The 18,352-nt window shown below is 59.5% G+C and carries 17 protein-coding genes; 10 read left to right on the forward strand and 7 right to left on the reverse strand.

Features of this window, described 5'->3' with window-relative positions; translation table 11 throughout:
* Positions 1–13: 13 nt before the first annotated feature.
* Both ACEN8Z_RS01245 and ACEN8Z_RS01250 read right to left on the reverse strand, forming a co-directional pair.
* Positions 14–868: a sulfurtransferase gene (locus tag ACEN8Z_RS01245; RefSeq protein ID WP_495596539.1), complete on the reverse strand. Its 855-nt coding sequence runs from the start codon at positions 866–868 to the stop codon at positions 14–16.
* Between the two features lie 32 nt (positions 869–900).
* Positions 901–1,572, reverse strand: a complete 672-nt coding sequence (locus tag ACEN8Z_RS01250) for a TetR/AcrR family transcriptional regulator (protein ID WP_007995480.1) — start codon at positions 1,570–1,572, stop codon at positions 901–903.
* A gap of 146 nt (positions 1,573–1,718) precedes the next feature.
* Here ACEN8Z_RS01250 and ACEN8Z_RS01255 point away from each other — a divergent pair, with 146 nt between their 5' ends.
* From ACEN8Z_RS01255 to ACEN8Z_RS01275, 5 genes are all read left to right on the forward strand, one after another.
* Positions 1,719–3,149: a coniferyl aldehyde dehydrogenase gene (locus ACEN8Z_RS01255; protein ID WP_495596540.1), complete on the forward strand. Its 1,431-nt coding sequence runs from the start codon at positions 1,719–1,721 to the stop codon at positions 3,147–3,149.
* A gap of 28 nt (positions 3,150–3,177) precedes the next feature.
* A complete protein-coding gene (locus ACEN8Z_RS01260) occupies positions 3,178–3,723 on the forward strand; it encodes a hypothetical protein (protein WP_007995482.1) in 546 nt (181 codons plus the stop codon).
* A gap of 166 nt (positions 3,724–3,889) precedes the next feature.
* Complete coding sequence (locus ACEN8Z_RS01265; RefSeq protein ID WP_495596541.1) at positions 3,890–5,485, forward strand: GMC family oxidoreductase; 1,596 nt, start codon at positions 3,890–3,892, stop codon at positions 5,483–5,485.
* 115 nt (positions 5,486–5,600) lie between these two features.
* On the forward strand, positions 5,601–6,080 hold the full coding sequence (coaD, locus tag ACEN8Z_RS01270; RefSeq protein WP_007975368.1) for a pantetheine-phosphate adenylyltransferase: 480 nt from the start codon (positions 5,601–5,603) through the stop codon (positions 6,078–6,080).
* Between the two features lie 198 nt (positions 6,081–6,278).
* Entirely contained in the window at positions 6,279–6,530 is a 252-nt protein-coding gene (locus ACEN8Z_RS01275; RefSeq protein WP_003195146.1) for a YfhL family 4Fe-4S dicluster ferredoxin, read from the forward strand.
* 135 nt (positions 6,531–6,665) lie between these two features.
* Here the strand turns inward: ACEN8Z_RS01275 and mutM are convergent, their stop codons facing one another.
* Complete coding sequence (gene mutM / locus ACEN8Z_RS01280; RefSeq protein ID WP_007995486.1) at positions 6,666–7,478, reverse strand: bifunctional DNA-formamidopyrimidine glycosylase/DNA-(apurinic or apyrimidinic site) lyase; 813 nt, start codon at positions 7,476–7,478, stop codon at positions 6,666–6,668.
* Between the two features lie 42 nt (positions 7,479–7,520).
* Positions 7,521–8,390, reverse strand: coding sequence for an HDOD domain-containing protein (locus ACEN8Z_RS01285; protein WP_495596542.1), 870 nt, complete (start codon positions 8,388–8,390; stop codon positions 7,521–7,523).
* A 153-nt stretch (positions 8,391–8,543) separates the two neighbouring features.
* On the opposite strand from ACEN8Z_RS01285, the gene ACEN8Z_RS01290 reads away from it, so the two are divergent.
* From ACEN8Z_RS01290 to ilvD, 4 genes are all read left to right on the forward strand, one after another.
* Positions 8,544–9,740 (forward strand): class I SAM-dependent rRNA methyltransferase, encoded by a 1,197-nt coding sequence (locus ACEN8Z_RS01290; RefSeq protein WP_495596543.1) that lies wholly within the window; start codon positions 8,544–8,546, stop codon positions 9,738–9,740.
* Positions 9,741–9,975: 235 nt separating this feature from the next.
* On the forward strand, positions 9,976–11,172 hold the full coding sequence (locus ACEN8Z_RS01295) for an MFS transporter (RefSeq protein ID WP_495596544.1): 1,197 nt from the start codon (positions 9,976–9,978) through the stop codon (positions 11,170–11,172).
* 200 nt (positions 11,173–11,372) lie between these two features.
* Positions 11,373–11,831: an REP-associated tyrosine transposase gene (locus ACEN8Z_RS01300; RefSeq protein WP_495596545.1), complete on the forward strand. Its 459-nt coding sequence runs from the start codon at positions 11,373–11,375 to the stop codon at positions 11,829–11,831.
* Between the two features lie 354 nt (positions 11,832–12,185).
* The gene (gene ilvD, locus ACEN8Z_RS01305) at positions 12,186–14,027 is read left to right on the forward strand and encodes a dihydroxy-acid dehydratase (protein WP_495596546.1); all 1,842 of its coding nucleotides are present in this window, start codon (positions 12,186–12,188) and stop codon (positions 14,025–14,027) included.
* Positions 14,028–14,206: 179 nt separating this feature from the next.
* Here the strand turns inward: ilvD and ACEN8Z_RS01310 are convergent, their stop codons facing one another.
* Together ACEN8Z_RS01310 and ACEN8Z_RS01315 are read right to left on the reverse strand one after the other, a co-directional pair.
* The gene (locus tag ACEN8Z_RS01310) at positions 14,207–14,494 is read right to left on the reverse strand and encodes a DUF6124 family protein (RefSeq protein ID WP_495596547.1); all 288 of its coding nucleotides are present in this window, start codon (positions 14,492–14,494) and stop codon (positions 14,207–14,209) included.
* A gap of 477 nt (positions 14,495–14,971) precedes the next feature.
* A complete protein-coding gene (locus tag ACEN8Z_RS01315; protein WP_495596548.1) occupies positions 14,972–16,027 on the reverse strand; it encodes an HAD family hydrolase in 1,056 nt (351 codons plus the stop codon).
* Between the two features lie 242 nt (positions 16,028–16,269).
* On the opposite strand from ACEN8Z_RS01315, the gene ACEN8Z_RS01320 reads away from it, so the two are divergent.
* Positions 16,270–17,661, forward strand: a complete 1,392-nt coding sequence (locus ACEN8Z_RS01320; RefSeq protein ID WP_495596549.1) for an L-cystine transporter — start codon at positions 16,270–16,272, stop codon at positions 17,659–17,661.
* A gap of 99 nt (positions 17,662–17,760) precedes the next feature.
* On the opposite strand, the gene ACEN8Z_RS01325 is transcribed toward ACEN8Z_RS01320, so the two are convergent.
* Entirely contained in the window at positions 17,761–18,273 is a 513-nt protein-coding gene (locus ACEN8Z_RS01325; RefSeq protein ID WP_495596550.1) for a dihydrofolate reductase, read from the reverse strand.
* Positions 18,274–18,352: the final 79 nt, after the last annotated feature.

The raw sequence follows: 18,352 nt of genomic DNA on the forward strand, positions 1-18,352 counted from the left end.
GGTTATGTGGCGTTTATTCGCCCGTGGCAACGCCCCGCGCAGGCTCGTTGATCCATTCGCTCCACGACCCCGCATACAACGAGCCCAGTGGATAACCGGCCAGGCACAACGCAAACAGGTTGTGGCACGCCGTCACGCCGGAACCGCAGTACGCCACCAGATCATTCGGCGAACGATCGCCCAGTTTTGCGGCGAAACGCTGCTTGAGCTGATCGGCCGGGAGGAAGCGCCCGTCGCTGCCCAGATTGTCGGTAAACGCCGCACATTGAGCGCCAGGAATGTGCCCGGCAACCGGATCGATCGGCTCCACTTCACCCTTGAAACGCGGCAGTGCGCGGGCATCGATCAGGGTCAGCTCCGGCCGGGCGAGGCGCTTTTGCAGCTGCTCGGCACTGATCAGCAACGCCGTGTCAGGACTGCCAGTGAAGGCGCCACGAGTGATTGCCGGCGCATCCAGACTCAGCGGCAAACCGGCCGCGTGCCAGGCCTTGAGGCCGCCATCGAGGATGAACACACCATCGCGCTTGCCCAACCAGGCCAGCAACCACCAGGCCCGCGCCGCATAGGCGCCCGGACCGTCGTCATACAGAACCACTTCACTATCGACGTTGATGCCAAAGGCTTGCAGGCGCTCGATCAACTGCGCCGGCTCGGGTAACGGATGACGCCCGGTCACGCCCTTGACCACGGCGCCACTCAGATCACGCTCAAGGTCGGCATAGCTCGAACCGGCGATATGCCCTTCGGCATAGCTGCGCTGACCGTAATCCGGGTCTTCGAGGGCAAAACGACAATCCAGAATCACCAGCCCCGGCTGGTCCTTTTTCAGGTCCAGTGCTTGCGGGCTGATCAGTTGCGCAATGGGCATAACGGGCTCCTGTGATTAAGTCGGCCTTGATCCTACTGTACTTCTTCCAGTGCCTGGGCCAGGGGCACGTAAAACTCTTCGAACAACGCATTGACCGCATCGCGGGACTGATCCGTGACGAACCCGGCTTCCAGCACCAGTACCTGATACACACCGCGTTTAATGGCTTGCTCGCTGAGGTGGCTGGAGTTCTCCCGCGTGGTGCACAGGAAACGCACCCAGGACGTGAGGATGATCCAGGCATTGAGCGTCAGGGATTCAATCTGCACCTTGTCCATCTTCAGGATACCGGCGGCGACAAAACCTTCGTAGATCGCCCCTCCCTGGATCAGACAGCGCTGGGAAAAACGTCGATAGCGGTCGGCCAGGTCCGGATCGCTGTCGAGCAAATGTTCGAGATCGCGATGCAGAAACCGGTAGCGCCACATCGCCGCCAGCAGTTCCTTGAGGTAGAAGCGCTTGTCTTCCACCGTGGCGGCACGGCCTTGGGGCGGGCGCAGGAAGCTGTCCACCAGGCTTTCGTACTCGCTGAACAGCACGGCGATGATCGCCTGCTTGTTCGGGAAGTGGTAGTACAGGTTGCCCGGGGAAATTTCCATATGGGCAGCAATGTGGTTGGTGCTGATGCTGCGCTCGCCCTGTTGATTGAACAGCTCCAGGCTGTTCTGCACGATGCGCTCGCTGGTTTTGATCCGTGGGGCCATTGGCTTGAGCTTTAATTCAGAGTGCGTTGACGGGCATCTTAGATCTATCCGCGAGCGGATAAAACAAAGCTGTTCCAGGATGTCATTTGACTTTATAGAGCATAAACTCTAAAAAGTGCCTCATTACAATAAATCCGGAGCCGACCATGACTGCTGAAATTTCCTACCTGCAGAACCTACAGCAGCCGCTGGAAGAGCTTCAGGCCCTGTTCGACGCTCAGCGTGCCGCCTACACCGCCCACCCGATGCCTCCGGCTGCGCAGCGCCTGCAATGGCTCAAGGCGCTAAAGGATTTGTTGAACAATGAACGCCAGGCCCTGATCGATGCGATCAGCCAGGACTTCAGTCATCGCAGCGCCGATGAAACCCTGCTCGCCGAGCTGATGCCCAGCCTGCACGGCATCCATTACGCCAGCAAACACCTCAAGGGCTGGATGCGAGCCTCGCGGCGCAAGGTGGGCGCAGCCTTCCAGCCAGCGTCGGCCAAAGTCGTTTACCAACCGCTGGGCGTGGTCGGGATCATCGTGCCGTGGAACTACCCGCTGTTCCTGGCCATCGGTCCGTTGGTCGGTGCGCTGTCGGCGGGCAATCGGGTGATGCTCAAGCTCAGTGAATCGACTCCCGCGACCGGCTTGCTGATGAAGCAGTTGCTGGCGCGCATCTTCCCCGAAGACCTGGTTTGCGTGGTCCTGGGCGAGGCCGATATGGGCGTGGCGTTTTCACGCCTGCCGTTCGATCACCTGCTGTTCACCGGTGCCACCAGCATCGGTAGGCATGTGATGCGCGCCGCCGCGGAAAACCTGACCCCGGTAACCCTGGAGCTGGGCGGCAAGTCCCCAGCCATCGTTTCCCGCGACGTGCCGCTCAAGGACGCCGCCGAGCGCATCGCCTTCGGCAAGACCTTGAACGCTGGCCAGACCTGCGTGGCCCCGGATTATGTGCTGGTGCCGGAGGATCGCGTCGGAGGCTTCGTCGAGGCCTATCGCACGGCCGTCCGCGGATTTTATCCGACGCTGGCCGACAACCCGGACTACACCGCGATCATCAATGAACGGCAACTGGCGCGCCTCAATGGTTACATCAGCGATGCCACCGGCAAGGGTGCGCTGCTGATGCCGTTGTTCGACCAGGGCCAGGGCCGCCGGATGAGCCATAGCCTGCTGCTCAATGTCACTGACGACATGACAGTGATGCAGGACGAAATCTTCGGGCCGCTGCTGCCGATCGTTCCGTACAAGGATCTGGACCAGGCGTTTGCCTACATCAACCAGCGCCCGCGCCCACTGGCGCTGTATTACTTCGGCTACGACAAGCGCGAACAACAGCGCGTGCTGCACGAAACCCATTCCGGCGGCGTGTGCCTGAACGACACGCTGCTGCACGTCGCCCAGGACGACATGCCGTTCGGCGGCATCGGTGCTTCGGGCATGGGCCACTACCACGGCCATGAAGGTTTCCTGACCTTCAGCAAGGCCAAGGGCGTGCTGATCAAACAGCGGTTCAACGCGGCGAAACTGATTTACCCGCCGTATGGCAAATCGATCCAGAAGCTGATCCAGAAGCTGTTCATCCGCTAACGATCATCACCGTCGGGTAATAACAATAATGAACCCAAGCCTGTCCGATTCACCCGCGCTATCACGGCGCGGGCTGCTTAAATTCAGCCTCGGCGCCACAGCCTTTCTTGCCACTGCCGGGTTGGGCGCCAGCCTCAGCGGCTGTTCGTCAAGTGTCCCGGCCAGTGGTTTCACCACGTTACGCAGCGGCGACCTGCTGTTTTTACGGGCGTTGATCCCGGTCATGCTCGACGGTGCCGTAACCCCCGAACGGATGCCCAAGGCTGTCGAGGGCACGCTTGAAAGCCTGGATTACAACCTCGCCCACCTGTCGCCGGAAATGCTCAAGTTGACCCGGCAACTTTTCGATGTGCTGGGCATGGCCGTGACCCGCGGACCGTTGACCGGGATCTGGGGCAGTTGGGAAAACGCCAGCGCCGACGATATCCGGCTGTTTCTGAACCGTTGGGAAAACAGCTCGTTGAGCCTGTTGCGCATGGGTCACAGTTCCTTGCTGCAACTGGTGATGATGGCCTGGTATGGCCGCAAGGAATCGTGGGCGCATTGCGGGTATCCCGGGCCGCCTACGGTCTGAAACCGAGTCGACCCCTTCGCGGGCAAGCCCGCTCCCACAAGGTTGAGGTGGCTGCACCTTTTGTGAACGACTTGATCCTGTGGGAGCGAGCTTGCTCCGGGCGGCGTTCCGACGATAGCGTCAGCCGCTTCACCGCCTACTCCAACAATAAAAAGAGAACCCGAAGATGCCCGTACCCGATCCGTTCCGCGAAGGCATGGCCCGAGGCTGGAAAACCTGCAACGGCTCGCAACTGACCCAGGACCTGACACTCGAAGCGGACGTGGCGATCATCGGCAGCGGTGCCGGTGGCGGCACCACCGCCGAAATCCTCAGTGCAGCCGGCTACAAGGTGCTGCTGATCGAGGAAGGCCCACTCAAGACCAGCAGCGACTTCAAGATGCTCGAAGACCAGGCCTACAGCAGCCTCTATCAGGAAGGCATCGGCCGCATGAGCAAGGACGGCGCGATCACCATCCTCCAGGGCCGGGCGGTGGGCGGCACCACGCTGATCAACTGGACCTCCAGTTTCCGCACCCCGGAGCCGACCCTGGAACACTGGGCCAAAGAACACAACGTCAAGGGCCACAGCCCGGCGGAAATGGCGCCGTGGTTCGAGAAAATGGAACAGCGTCTGGGCGTCGCGCCGTGGATGGTGCCGCCCAACGCCAACAATGATGTGATCCGCAAGGGTTGCCAGCAGCTGGGCTACAGCTGGCATGTCATCCCGCGCAACGTTCGCGGCTGCTGGAACCTCGGCTACTGCGGCATGGGTTGCCCGACCAATGCCAAGCAATCGATGATGGTCACCACCATTCCGGCGACCCTGGAAAAAGGCGGCGAGCTGCTTTACCTGGCCCGCGCCGAAAAACTCACGATCAGCGGCGACAAGGTCACCGGTCTGCAATGTTCGGCGATGGATGAACGCTGCGTCGCGCCGACCGGGCGCACCATCACGGTCAAGGCGCGGCATTTCGTGTTGGCCGGTGGTGGCATCAACAGCCCGGCCTTGCTGATGCGTTCCGGTGCGCCTGACCCGCACAAAAGCCTGGGGAAACGCACGTTCCTGCACCCGGTGAACATGTCCGCTGCGTTGTTCGACGAAGTGGTCAACCCATTCTACGGCGCGCCGCAGTCGATCTATTCTGACCATTTCCAGTGGCAGGACGGCACCACCGGCAAGATGTCCTACAAACTGGAAGTCCCGCCCCTGCACCCGGCGCTGGCCACGACATTGCTTGGTGGTTTCGGCCAGGAAAACTCACAGCACATGGCCAATCTGCCCCATACCCACGCCATGCTGGCGTTGCTCCGGGACGGTTTTCACCCGGACAGCCCCGGTGGCAGCGTTCAATTGCGCAGCGATGACACGCCAGTGCTGGATTATCAGCTATCACCATACGCCTGGGATGGCTTACGCCGGGCATTCCACAGCATGGCCGAGATCCAGTTTGCCGGTGGCGCCAAGGCTGTGATGCCGATGCACGCCGACGCCCGTTACGTGAAGACCCTCGCCGAAGCCCGCACGCTGATCGACGGCCTGAGCCTGGAGCTGTACCGCACACGCCTGGGCAGTGCCCATGTGATGGGCGGCTGTGCCATGGGTGAAGACCCGACAAAAGCGGTGACCGACAGCCTCGGCAGGCATCATCAACTGGGCAATCTGTCGATTCACGACGGCTCGCTGTTCCCCACCAGCATTGGCGCCAATCCGCAGCTATCGGTCTACGGGCTGACGGCGCAACTGGCGACATCCCTGGCCGAGCGTTTAAAAAACCCATGAAAATAGCGATTATTCCCATCGTCTATAGTGCTTTCTTACCCAACAGGCGACTTGGCCGACCGGGAAGGCTGCGATACCATCCGACTCCCCAACGGATTCCCGCCAGGACGACGCGATGAACCGAGTGTTGTACCCAGGTACCTTCGACCCTATTACCAAGGGCCATGGCGATCTGGTCGAACGCGCCTCGCGCCTGTTCGATCACGTGATCATCGCCGTCGCCGCCAGCCCCAAGAAAAACCCGTTGTTTCCCCTGGAACAGCGTGTGGAACTGGCGCGCGAGGTCACTAAACACCTGCCGAACGTTGAAGTCGTCGGCTTCTCGACGCTGCTGGCGCACTTTGCCAAAGAGCAGAATGCCAACGTGTTCCTGCGTGGTTTGCGCGCGGTGTCGGACTTCGAATACGAATTCCAGCTGGCCAACATGAACCGCCAACTGGCGCCGGATGTGGAAAGCCTGTTCCTGACCCCGTCCGAACGTTACTCGTTCATTTCCTCGACGCTGGTCCGGGAAATTGCTGCCCTGGGCGGCGATATCACCAAGTTCGTGCACCCTGCGGTGGCGGACGCCCTGACCGAACGCTTCAAGAAATAACCCTGTAGGAGCGAGCTCGCTCGCGATGAACGTCAACGATAACGAGGGCCACCTGAATAAACGCGGCGCCCTCTTGTCCATCGCCAGCAAGCTGGCTCCTACAGTGCGTCGCACCTGCGTGCAACACGGGCGCCAATGCGGCACAATTGTACGCATTGGTTTATTGCGCCCGGGCCTGCCGCCCCGGCTGGAGTTAGCATGTCCCTGATCATCACCGACGATTGCATCAACTGCGACGTCTGCGAACCTGAGTGCCCGAACGCCGCCATTTCCCAAGGCGAAGAGATCTACGTGATCGACCCGAACCTGTGCACCCAGTGCGTCGGCCACTACGACGAACCGCAGTGCCAGCAAGTCTGCCCGGTGGATTGCATTCCACTGGACGAAGCTCATCCGGAGACTGAAGAGCAGTTGATGGAGAAGTACCGGAAAATTACCGGCAAGGCTTGAATGTTGTAGTGTTCTTTCGGGCGTCATCGCGAGCAAGCTCGCTCCCACATTAGATCTGCGCCGTTCACAAATCCCCTGTGGGAGCGAGCTTGCTCGCGAAGGCGTCATCAGCCTCACTGAAGCTATGACTGACTATCAGCTCTGACAACGCGGGCAAAAGACGCTGGCACGCTGCCCGAGCTTCACTTCCCGCAACCCCGTGCCGCAGACCTTGCAGTGTTCGCCGCCGCGGCCGTACACGAACAGTTCCTGCTGGAAATAACCAGGCTGACCGTCACCGCCGATAAAGTCCCGCAACGTGGTACCGCCGCGCTCGATGGCTGCCGCCAGGATGCGCTTGATCTCGATGGCCAGTTTCAAATACCGCGCACGGGAAATGCTCTTGGCTTCGCGGCGCGGGTCGATTCCAGCGGCGAACAACGCTTCGGTCGCATAGATATTGCCGACGCCCACCACCACCGCGTTATCCATGATGAACGGCTTGACCGCCATCGAACGTCCACGGGACTGCTGAAACAGGCGCTCGCCGTCGAACAGGTCGGTCAGCGGCTCAGGTCCCAGGCGGATCAGCAATTCGTGATTGAGCGGATCAAGACTCCAGAGCATTGCGCCGAAGCGCCGCGGGTCGGTGTAACGCAGGGCCAGGCCCGATTCCAGCTCGATGTCCACATGCTCGTGCTTGGCCGCCGGCAACCCGGCCTCCACCAGACGCAAATTGCCTGACATGCCCAAGTGGCTGATCAAGGTGCCGACTTCGGCATTGATCAGCAGGTACTTGGCGCGCCGCTCCACCAGCACGATGCGCTGCCCGGACAAGCGCACATCGAGGTCTTCGGGAATTGGCCAGCGCAAGCGGCGTTCACGCACGATCACCCGGCTGACACGCTGGCCTTCCAGGTACGGCGCGATGCCGCGACGGGTGGTTTCGACTTCTGGCAATTCAGGCATGGCGCTCTCGGATCAGGCGCATGGCCTGGAAAGGTCCGACACTCAACGATGAGTGCCGAGGTCGCGGATCGTCTGTTTGAGGGTCTCGAAGTCGTAGTCCGAAAGGCCGACATAGTCGAGCACCAGCGGCGCGATACTACTCCACTCATGATCTTCGGTCTGACTGCCCAACACCCGGTACGACGCACAAATGTGCTCGGCCATCTTCAGGATCGCCAGCAGGTTCTTCAACGTACTGTTGCGCGAAGATTCATCGCTGAATATCGCCAAAGCATTGTGGTGATTGGCGATCGCGGCGCTCACGTGTTCCGGCAGGCGCCAGGACTTGGCCGTGAAATACCCGACCACCGAATGATTGGTATTGAACACCAGGTTCTCCGTGTCCACCACCCGGCATTCGGTACTGGCGTTGGCATAGGCCTGCTCCAGAACGCCCATGTAGTCCGGGAAACGCTGGAGCATCAAGGGCACGCCGCAGTCGTGGAACAAGCCCAGGGCATACGCCTCGTCGCCATTTTCAACGCCGATGCGCTTGGCCAGGGTCAGGCAGGTCATCGCCACGTCCTGAGCGGTGTCCCAGAAACGGTTCAGGGTGACAATGGTGTCGTCATTCATCTCGCCCTTGATCGACATCGCATTGATCAGGTTGATGACCGAGCGACTGCCCAGCAGATTCACCGCGCGCTGGATCGAGGCAATCTTGTTGCTCAGCCCGTAATACGGCGAATTGACGATCTTCAGCAGGGAGCCGGAAAGGCCCGGATCCTGGGATATCAGCTTGGCAATGACTTCCAGATCCGGGTCGGGCATGTACTGCTCCATCTGCAAATCCACCATGATTTGCGGCTGGGCCGGTACGCTGATGCCCTGCAGGGCTTGTTGGATCTGTTCGGAAGTCAGCTCTTGGGACATGTGCACACACTCTGGGTCAGACGGCGATTCTAACCTTTATGAAGTTGGATCCGACATACCAAATCGCAAGACAACACTCGCCACATGTCCACTTGCAGGCCAATCCGGGGGCTCAACACGCTATACTCCCGCTCTTTTTTCCGGAGCGACGACATGTCCCTGCCTAGCCTGCGCCTCAAAGCCAACGCCGACCGTCGTCTGCGCAACGGTCACTTGTGGGTCTACAGCAACGAAATCGATGTAGCCGCTACGCCTTTGCACGGTTTCAAGGCCGGCGACCAGGCGATCCTCGAAGCCGCCGGCGGCAAGCCGCTGGGCATCGTTGCCATGAGCCCGAACAACCTGATCTGCGCCCGTGTGCTGTCGCGCGACATCAAGCTGCCGCTGGACAAATCGCTGCTGGTGCACCGCCTGAACGTAGCCTTGTCGCTGCGCGATCGTCTGTTCGACAAGCCGTTCTATCGCCTGGTCTACGGCGACTCCGACCTGCTGCCAGGCCTGGTGGTTGACCGTTTCGGCGACATTCTCGTGGTGCAGATCGCCTCGGCGACCATGGAAGCCCATAAAGACGACGTGATTGCAGCGCTGACCCAAGTGCTCAAGCCGAGCGGCATCCTGTTCAAGAACGACTCCGCTGCCCGTGATGCCGAAGGCCTTAACCGCTACGTCGAAACCGTGTTCGGCCTGGTGCCGGAGTGGGTCGCGCTGGAAGAAAACGGCGTGAAATTCGAAGCACCGGTCATCCAGGGCCAGAAAACCGGCTGGTTCTATGACCACCGCATGAACCGCGCACGCCTGGCACCGTACGCCAAAGGCAAGCGCGTGCTGGACCTGTACAGCTACATCGGCGGTTGGGGCGTGCAGGCTGCTGCGTTCGGCGCCAGTGAAGTGTTCTGCGTCGACGCGTCGGCTTTCGCACTCGACGGTGTCGAGCGCAACGCCGCGCTGAACGGTTTCGCCGAGAAAATGACCTGCATCGAAGGCGACGTGTTCGAAGCGCTGAAAGAGCTGAAAGCCAGCGAAGAACGCTTCGACGTGATCGTGGCCGACCCGCCGGCGTTCATCAAACGCAAGAAAGACATGAAGAACGGCGAAGGCGCCTACCGCCGCCTGAACGAGCAAGCCATGCGCCTGTTGACCAGGGACGGCATCCTGGTCAGCGCATCGTGCTCGATGCACCTGCCGGAAGACGACCTGCAGAACATCCTGCTCACCAGCGCCCGCCACCTGGACCGCAATATCCAGATACTTGAGCGCGGCGGTCAGGGTCCGGATCACCCGGTGCATCCGGCGATTGCTGAAACCCGCTACATCAAGAGCATTACCTGCCGTTTGCTGCCAAACAGCTAAAACGCAAACCAATGTAGGAGCGAGCTTGCTCGCGATGGTCGTCAACGATAACGCGGGAACCTGATACCCCGCGGCGTCTTTGAATTCATCGCGAGCAGGCTCGCTCCTACAGAGGTTCCCGGCATCAGAACAGGAAGCCTCCTACAGCGCTTTTGATTGAATTGCCTGCATCCAAGACTAGTATCGGTTTCTGGTTTCAAGCATGAACGCTTGATCACTCCGGAAAACAAAAACAATGTCTGAGTCCTCTTACCCAGCTCTAAGTAGCGACCTGAAACGCCAACGGGTCTCCCGCTTTATCCTCATTACCAATATCTCGTTGATCAGTTTCTTCCCGCTGAATATCCTCCTGCCTTCTTTTCCTGCCTTGGCTGGGAAGTTCAACACTTCAACCGCAGAAATCGCCCTATCCACCAGCCTGTTCACGCTGGTTTTTGCGATTTCTCAATTAATTACCGGCCCGCTCTCGGATAAGTGGGGGCGCAAAGAAGTTCTTCTTGGTTGCATCGTTGTTTCTACGCTCGGCTCGATAGGGTGCGTGCTGGCTACGGACTATCCGGGCTTCCTGCTATTTCGCGTCATCCAGGCAATCGGGTGTGGTTTCTTTGTGCTGGGCCATGCACTAGTGGAAGACTTGTTCGAAGAACAGGATCGGGCCCGAGTGCGAATTTATTACATGACACTGAGCGGCTCCTTTGTTGCACTGTCGCCGCTATTGGGATCATGGTTGCAAACCACGTTCGATTGGCAGGGAAGCTTTTATGGTTTTGCGCTCATGGCGCTCGGCATGTTTATCCATGCCCAAGTAATACTGCCCTCCAAAGCAGTCAGCCATCAAAGAACACCCGTTTCCGTTCTACGCACGCTGAAATCCATTGTTGGAAATCGAGACTTCATCCGCTACTGGTGGATTGCCGCGTTAGTGTTTGCTTGTTACTTCGCTTTGATCAGCGTGACGCCGTTGATTTTCATGGATGAGTTCAAGTTATCCGAGTACCAGTACGCGCTGGTGCTTATGGTGTATGGGTTGGCCTATTTCCTTGGTGGAATAGTTGCCAGCGCCGTACAGAAACATATCTCCCTCACGCTGCAAATCAACATCGGGCTTGGATTGCTGGGTGTCGCTGGTGTGTTATTAGCATTGATCGTCAATTATGAAGCGATGACAACTATCACCCTTCTCATACCGATGCTGATCAGTGCTCTGGCAGTCACCCTGGTGCGACCTGCCGCTATTTCCGCAGCAATGTTGCTGTTCTCAAGCAGCGCCGGAACGGCAGCATCTGCAGGCAATAGCATTATGTTCATCACCGCTGCGGTCAGCAGCGCTGCGCTCGCGCAAACCGGGGACAATTTGCTGATGGCCATTGCTGTTAGCTTCATCGCCTTCAGCCTTTGGGGGTTGCTGACGAATGCCAGGATAGGGCACTGACTTGTAGGAGCGAGCCTGCTCGCGATGGTCGTCAACGATAACGCGGGGAGTCAGGCGCCCCCGCGGCGTTCTCGGGTTTATCGCGAGCGAGCTCGCTCCTACAGTTACAGCTGCACGACACATCCTGATCCACACTCGAAGCGACAACCTCCCACCTCACGCCTACCGTTTCTTCTCTAAACACAGAAGAGGACAACGGAATGTCCAGCACGCCGAAAGCCCATCGTTTACGTACCGGTCGTCATTCAGAGCCTGGTCGCATCTATCTCCTGACCGCAGTCACCCATGAACGGCAACCGATCTTCAAGGATTGGCGCATAGGTCGTCTGGTGGTGCGGGAATTCAGAAAAGCTCAGGAAACCGGCAATGCCACCTCTATGGCCTGGGTGGTCATGCCGGACCACTTTCACTGGCTGGTAGAACTGCATAACGGTGATCTGCCGAAACTGATGCAAGCCACCAAATCCCGCTGTGCACGTCACATCAATCAGCAGCGAAACCTGTGTGCACCTGTATGGCAAAAGGGCTACTTCGACCGGGCCTTGCGTCGCGAAGAAGATCTGAAAGCAGCCGCCCGATACATCATCGCCAACCCTTTGCGCGCCGGGCTTGTCGCTCATGTAGGTGATTACTCGTTGTGGGATGCCATCTGGCTCTAATACCCCCCCCAAACGTGTAGGAGCGAGCCTGCTCGCGATGGTCGCCAACGATAACGCGGGAAACCTGGTACCCCGCAGCGTTCTCGGGTTCATCGCGAGCAGGCTCGCTCCTACAGGGGTGGTCGCCGAACGTCTCGTGAATGCTCGCAGGCATTCCCTCCAGCCGCCAGCCGTGTAGAATCGCGAACATTCATCGCCAGTCATCCCCGGCGGGTTTATGAGCTCAAGCTGAAGCGCGCGGCGATCCCGCAAAGTTATCGGCAACTTCCGGACACGCGGCCATTTCTGAGTGTTCCAGACGTCAATAGAAGCTCACTTCCCTTTTGATACCTGATTAGCCGCCCGGAGTGCTTCATGCCTGATTACCGCTCGAAAACATCCACCCACGGCCGCAACATGGCCGGTGCCCGCGCACTGTGGCGCGCCACGGGGATGAAAGATGACGATTTCAAGAAGCCGATCATCGCCATTGCCAACTCGTTCACCCAGTTCGTACCGGGCCACGTCCACCTCAAAGACCTGGGCCAACTGGTCGCCCGCGAAATCGAACGCGCTGGTGGCGTGGCAAAAGAATTCAACACCATCGCGGTCGATGACGGCATCGCAATGGGCCACGACGGCATGCTCTATTCTCTGCCGAGCCGCGAGATCATCGCCGACTCCGTCGAGTACATGGTCAACGCCCACTGCGCCGACGCGATCGTCTGCATTTCCAACTGCGACAAGATCACCCCCGGCATGCTGATGGCGTCCCTGCGCCTGAACATCCCGGTGATCTTCGTCTCCGGCGGCCCGATGGAAGCCGGCAAGACCAAACTGGCCAGCCACGGTCTCGACCTGGTCGACGCCATGGTGATCGCCGCCGACTCCAGCGCTTCTGACGAGAAAGTCGCCGAGTACGAGCGTAGCGCCTGTCCGACCTGCGGTTCGTGCTCCGGCATGTTCACCGCCAACTCGATGAACTGCCTGGTCGAAGCGCTGGGGCTGGCATTGCCGGGCAACGGTTCGACCCTGGCCACCCACAGCGACCGCGAACAACTGTTCCTGCAGGCCGGCCGCACCATCGTTGAGCTGTGCAAGCGCTACTACGGCGAGAACGACGAGTCGGTGTTGCCGCGCAACATTGCCAACTTCCAGGCGTTCGAAAACGCCATGACCCTGGACATCGCCATGGGCGGTTCCACCAACACCATCCTGCACTTGCTGGCCGCCGCCCAGGAAGCCGAGATCGATTTCGACCTGCGCGACATCGACCGTCTGTCCCGTCACGTGCCGCAACTGTGCAAGGTCGCGCCGAACATCCAGAAATACCACATGGAAGACGTGCACCGTGCCGGCGGGATCTTCAGCATCCTCGGCTCGCTGGCCCGTGGTGGTTTGCTGCACACCCAACTGCCGACCGTGCACAGCCGCAGCATGGAAGAAGCCATCGCCAAGTGGGACATCACCCAGACCACCGACGAAGCCGTGCACCACTTCTTCAAGGCCGGTCCTGCGGGCATCCCGACGCAAACCGCGTTCAGCCAGTCGACCCGTTGGGAAACCCTGGACGACGACCGTGAAAACGGCTGCATCCGCAGCGTCGAGCACGCTTACTCGAAAGAAGGCGGCCTGGCCGTTCTCTACGGCAACATCGCCCTGGACGGCTGCGTGGTGAAAACCGCTGGCGTCGACGAGTCGATCCATGTCTTCGAAGGCAACGCCAAGATCTTCGAAAGCCAGGACAGCGCCGTACGCGGCATCCTCGCCGACGAAGTGAAAGAAGGCGACATCGTCATCATTCGCTACGAAGGCCCGAAAGGCGGCCCGGGCATGCAGGAAATGCTGTACCCGACGTCGTACCTGAAATCCAAAGGCCTGGGCAAAGCCTGCGCCCTGCTCACCGACGGCCGTTTCTCCGGCGGTACCTCGGGCCTGTCCATCGGCCACGCTTCGCCTGAAGCGGCTGCCGGCGGCGCGATTGGCCTGGTGCAGGACGGCGACAAGGTGCTGATCGACATTCCGAATCGCTCGATCAACCTGTTGGTCAGCGACGAAGAACTGGCCACGCGCCGGGTCGAGCAGGACAGGAAAGGCTGGAAGCCGGTTGAGGTGCGTCCACGTAAAGTGACCACCGCACTGAAAGCCTACGCCCTGCTGGCGACCAGCGCCGACAAGGGTGCTGTGCGTAACAAGGCGATGCTTGACGGGCTGTAAGCTTCAAGCGTCAAACATAAAAATGCCCCGCCAAGTGCGGGGCATTTTTTTGCATCGATCTCCTGTAGGAGCGAGCTTGCTCGCGATGGTCGCAAGGACGACGCGTTAAATCAGAAAGTACGCGCCATCGTTTACGACCATCGCGAGCAAGCTCGCTCCTACAGTTAACAGCCCGTCCATTATTCCTGCGGATCGAGGTTATCGAGTGCCTGGTTCACCGCCAGCTCACCCAGCATGATCACCTGCGCTATCCCCAGCATCGTGCTGCGTTGCGAGCCTTCCAGCAGTCCGGCGAAATCGCTGGCCATGACATTGGCCGAGGCGAAGGATTCGCAGGCGTGGGCCAACAGGGTTTCGGTGTCGAGGCCGGGCGCGATCACGAATGTTCGGCTGGGTTTGCGCTGGGTGGCGTTGATGTGGGCTGACAGGTTGTCGGTACTTGGGGGATCGGGGGTAATTTTGAGCATAGATAAAACTCCTTACACCATAAGACAAGGAGCCATCACCCTCGCTACCAAACGAAGGGTGGCGGCCATGCGCAGGTTGGTAGACCGGGGTGTAAGGAAACCGGCGCGCCCGAAAGCGCCCTGTGCATGACCACCATAAAAAGCAGAGACGCAAGAACGTCTGCAAATCATGATGCTTTGCACCCTACACAGCCGGGCTACCAAACCCGATCACTGAGGTTCAGCGACAGGTAGACGGTAGAGTCCGAGAGTAAGGCGCACAAGCCGGCGGATTCTGGCGTAGTCGTAGTCCCTTACGCAAGAATGCGTAGGTTGCGACTGTCAGGAGATGTCGATCAGACAGAGGCTTTCATTGCACTGACGGGCCTCATCGCGAGCAAGCTCGCTCCCACAGGGGATCTTCGGTGTACACACAGCCTGTGCTTCACCCGAGATCTTTGTGGGAGCGAGCTTGCTCGCGATGGAGGCGACTCGGTCTTATTGAATCTCTTCAGGCTTGACGATCACCCAGTTCTTGTCGGCAGTCACCGTCAGCCCTTCCTTGGCCTGGGCTGCGGCGTTCTTGGCCATCATGCCGTTGATCTGGGTCATGTACTTGTCCTTGCGGTTGACCCACAGGTGGATGCCACCCTTGGCCACGTCAACACTGTGGAACAGCATGTAGCCGTCGCTGCTCGGGGTGTCGCCGCCGACCAGCACCGGTTTTTTCCACTCATCGATATAGGTCAGGATCGCCGCGTGCTTGCCCGCCATCCAGGTCGCCGGGGTCCACAGGTACGGGGTCAGTTCGAGGCCGAGGTTGGCCTTCTCGTCATACTTGCCAGCGGTGACCTGCTTGCGCGCGGTGGTCAGCTCGCCAGTCTTCGGGTCCTTCAGCAGCAGCGATACGCCGATCACGTTCTGTGGTTTGACGTTGTAGCCGTACTTCGGATCGGCCGCGACCATGCGCACCAGTTCTTCGGAGGCGGCGGTCATCACGTAGACCTCGATGCCGTTCTCCATCAGCTTGTTGTACAGCTCTTGCTGGCCGGTGAAGATCTTCGGTGGGTTGACGTCGAGTTTCTTGACCACGTCGCCTTCGTAATATGTGGCCGGCACCGGTTTGCCGGACGCCATCATCTCGTCGACGTAGCCCTTGAGTTCCTGGAGGGTAAAGCCTGAGAACACCTGGGCGACCCATGGATAGCAAACCATGTCGTCGACTTCGCAGAGGCGGTAGTAGTAGCTGAACAGGCTTTCCTTGTGGTCGGCGGTGTCCTTGAACGGCATCAGTTTCAGGGAGGGATCGAGCTTGTCGCGGGTGATCAGGCCCTTGTTCTCCATGAACGGCAGCAACGACTCTTCGAGGTCGTAGCGGTAACTGGTGTTGTCCATGTCGAACACCGCGTAGTTACCCTTGTTGGCGTTGGCGGCGATCATCGCGTCCAGTGCCTTGGCCTGATCGGCTGGCCAGTGTTTCAGATCCGTTGCGAAAACCTGGCCGGCAAGGCCCAGGCAAAGTGCTGCAGCCAGTAATTTCGGTGCGAACTTCATCGGCGTTTCTCCCTGAATGTGAAAGAGATCGACGCTAACAAATAAGTGTGACAGTCCTCGTCTGTCAGCGACCGTCCGCGTCCCTTTCGCGCCAGTTGCATTTCTGACAGCGACATCCGCTTATTCCAAAAACGACGGACACCCTGCGTTTTTGATATTAATTCATTAGTTTTCAAGCTGTTAGGCTTGCCGGTTCGCAGCTGCCCCGGAAGGCAGTTGGCAAAAGTCTAATGGGAGTTCCAATGAATCTGCCGCTGATCCTCAATCTGCTGGTGTTCCTCGCCCTGCTCTTCGGCCTGGCGCAAACTCGTCACACGACATGGAGCCTGGCGAAAAAAGTCCTGCTCGCGCTGGTGTTGGGTGTGGCGTTCGGTGTGGCGTTGCACACTGTCTACGGTGCCGGCAATCCGGTGCTGAAAGCCTCCATCGGCTGGTTCGATCTGGTGGGCAATGGTTATGTGCAATTGCTGCAAATGATCGTGATCCCGCTGGTGTTCGCCTCGATTCTCAGCGCCGTGGCCCGTCTGCACAACGCTTCGTCGCTGGGCAAGATCAGCTTCCTGACCATCGGCACGCTACTGTTCACCACGGCCATCGCGGCGCTGATCGGCATCGGCCTGACCAACCTGTTCGGCCTGACCGCCGAAGGCCTGGTCGCCGGCACCCAGGAAATGGCGCGCCTGCAAACCATCCAGACCGATTACGCCGGCAAGGTCGCCGACCTGAATGTGCCGCAGTTGCTGCTGTCATTCATTCCACAAAACCCGTTCGCCGATCTGGCGCGGGCCAAGCCGACGTCGATCATCAGCGTGGTGATTTTCGCTGCGTTCCTGGGTGTCGCGGCGCTGCAACTGCTCAAGGATGATGCCGAGAAAGGTCAGAAAGTGATCAACGCCATCGACACCCTGCAAGCCTGGGTGATGCGCCTGGTGCGCCTGGTGATGAAGCTGACCCCGTACGGTGTGCTGGCGCTGATGACCAAAGTGGTCGCCGGTTCCAACCTGCAAGACATCATCAAGCTCGGCAGTTTCGTGGTGGTGTCCTACATCGGCCTGGGCCTGATGTTCGTGGTGCATGGCGTGCTGGTGTCGGTTGCCGGGATCAACCCGCTGCGGTTCTTCCGCAAGATCTGGCCGGTGCTGACGTTTGCCTTCACCAGCCGCTCCAGCGCAGCGACTATTCCGTTGAGCATCGAAGCGCAAACCAGCCGTCTGGGCATTCCGCAGTCCATCGCCAGTTTCGCCGCCTCGTTCGGCGCGACCATTGGCCAGAACGGTTGTGCCGGTCTGTACCCGGCGATGTTGGCAGTGATGGTTGCGCCGACCGTGGGTATCAATCCGCTGGACCCGCTGTGGATCGCGACGCTGGTGGCTATTGTCACACTGAGTTCGGCCGGGGTGGCCGGCGTGGGTGGCGGCGCGACGTTTGCCGCGTTGATCGTGCTGCCGGCGATGGGCTTGCCGGTGTCACTGGTGGCGTTGCTGATTTCGGTCGAGCCGCTGATTGATATGGGGCGTACGGCGTTGAACGTGAGTGGTTCGATGACGGCCGGTGCGATCACCAGCCAGGTGATGCAACAGACTGATAAACAGTTGCTGGATGCGGATGAGCATTCGGCGTTGGCGCAGGCTTAAGTAGCGCCTGACAGACCGCTATCGCGAGCAGGCTCGCTCCTACATTGGATTTGTGATCGACACAATTCCCCTGTAGGAGCGAGCCTGCTCGCGAAGCTCTTAAGCTTTTTCCCACACTTCGAAGTTGTACGCCGGCTTGTCGCCTTCGGCCGGGTTCGGCACATTCGACACCAGTTTCCACTGGTTCAAATCAAACTCCGGAAACCATGCATCCCCTTCCGGGCTCAGCGCCACGCGGGTCAGGTACAAACGATCAGCCTGCGCCAGCCCTTGCGCATACAACTGCGCACCACCAATCAGCATCAACTCATCAACGCCCTGCTCCTTCGCCCATGCTTCGGCGCGAACGATGGCAGCTTCCAGTGACGGATAAACCTCCGCGCCTTCGAGCAGCAGATCCGCCTGACGGCTGACCACTATGTTCAAGCGGCCCGGCAGCGGGCGTCCGAGGGAATCCCAGGTCTTGCGACCCATGATGATCGGCTTGCCGAGGGTGGTTGCCTTGAAATATTTGAAGTCCCCCGGCAGGTGCCAGGGCATGCTGTTGTCGACGCCGATCACACGGTTTTCACCGAGGGCTGCGATCAGGCTGAGAGGGAGTGATTTAGTCATGCCGGCGAGGATACCAGAGCCTTGCTTTCGCCGATAAGCGCCACAGCGGTTATGCTCACAGCTGATTTAAGCGACGGGA

The organism is Pseudomonas sp. Pseusp10, assembly GCF_059492225.1.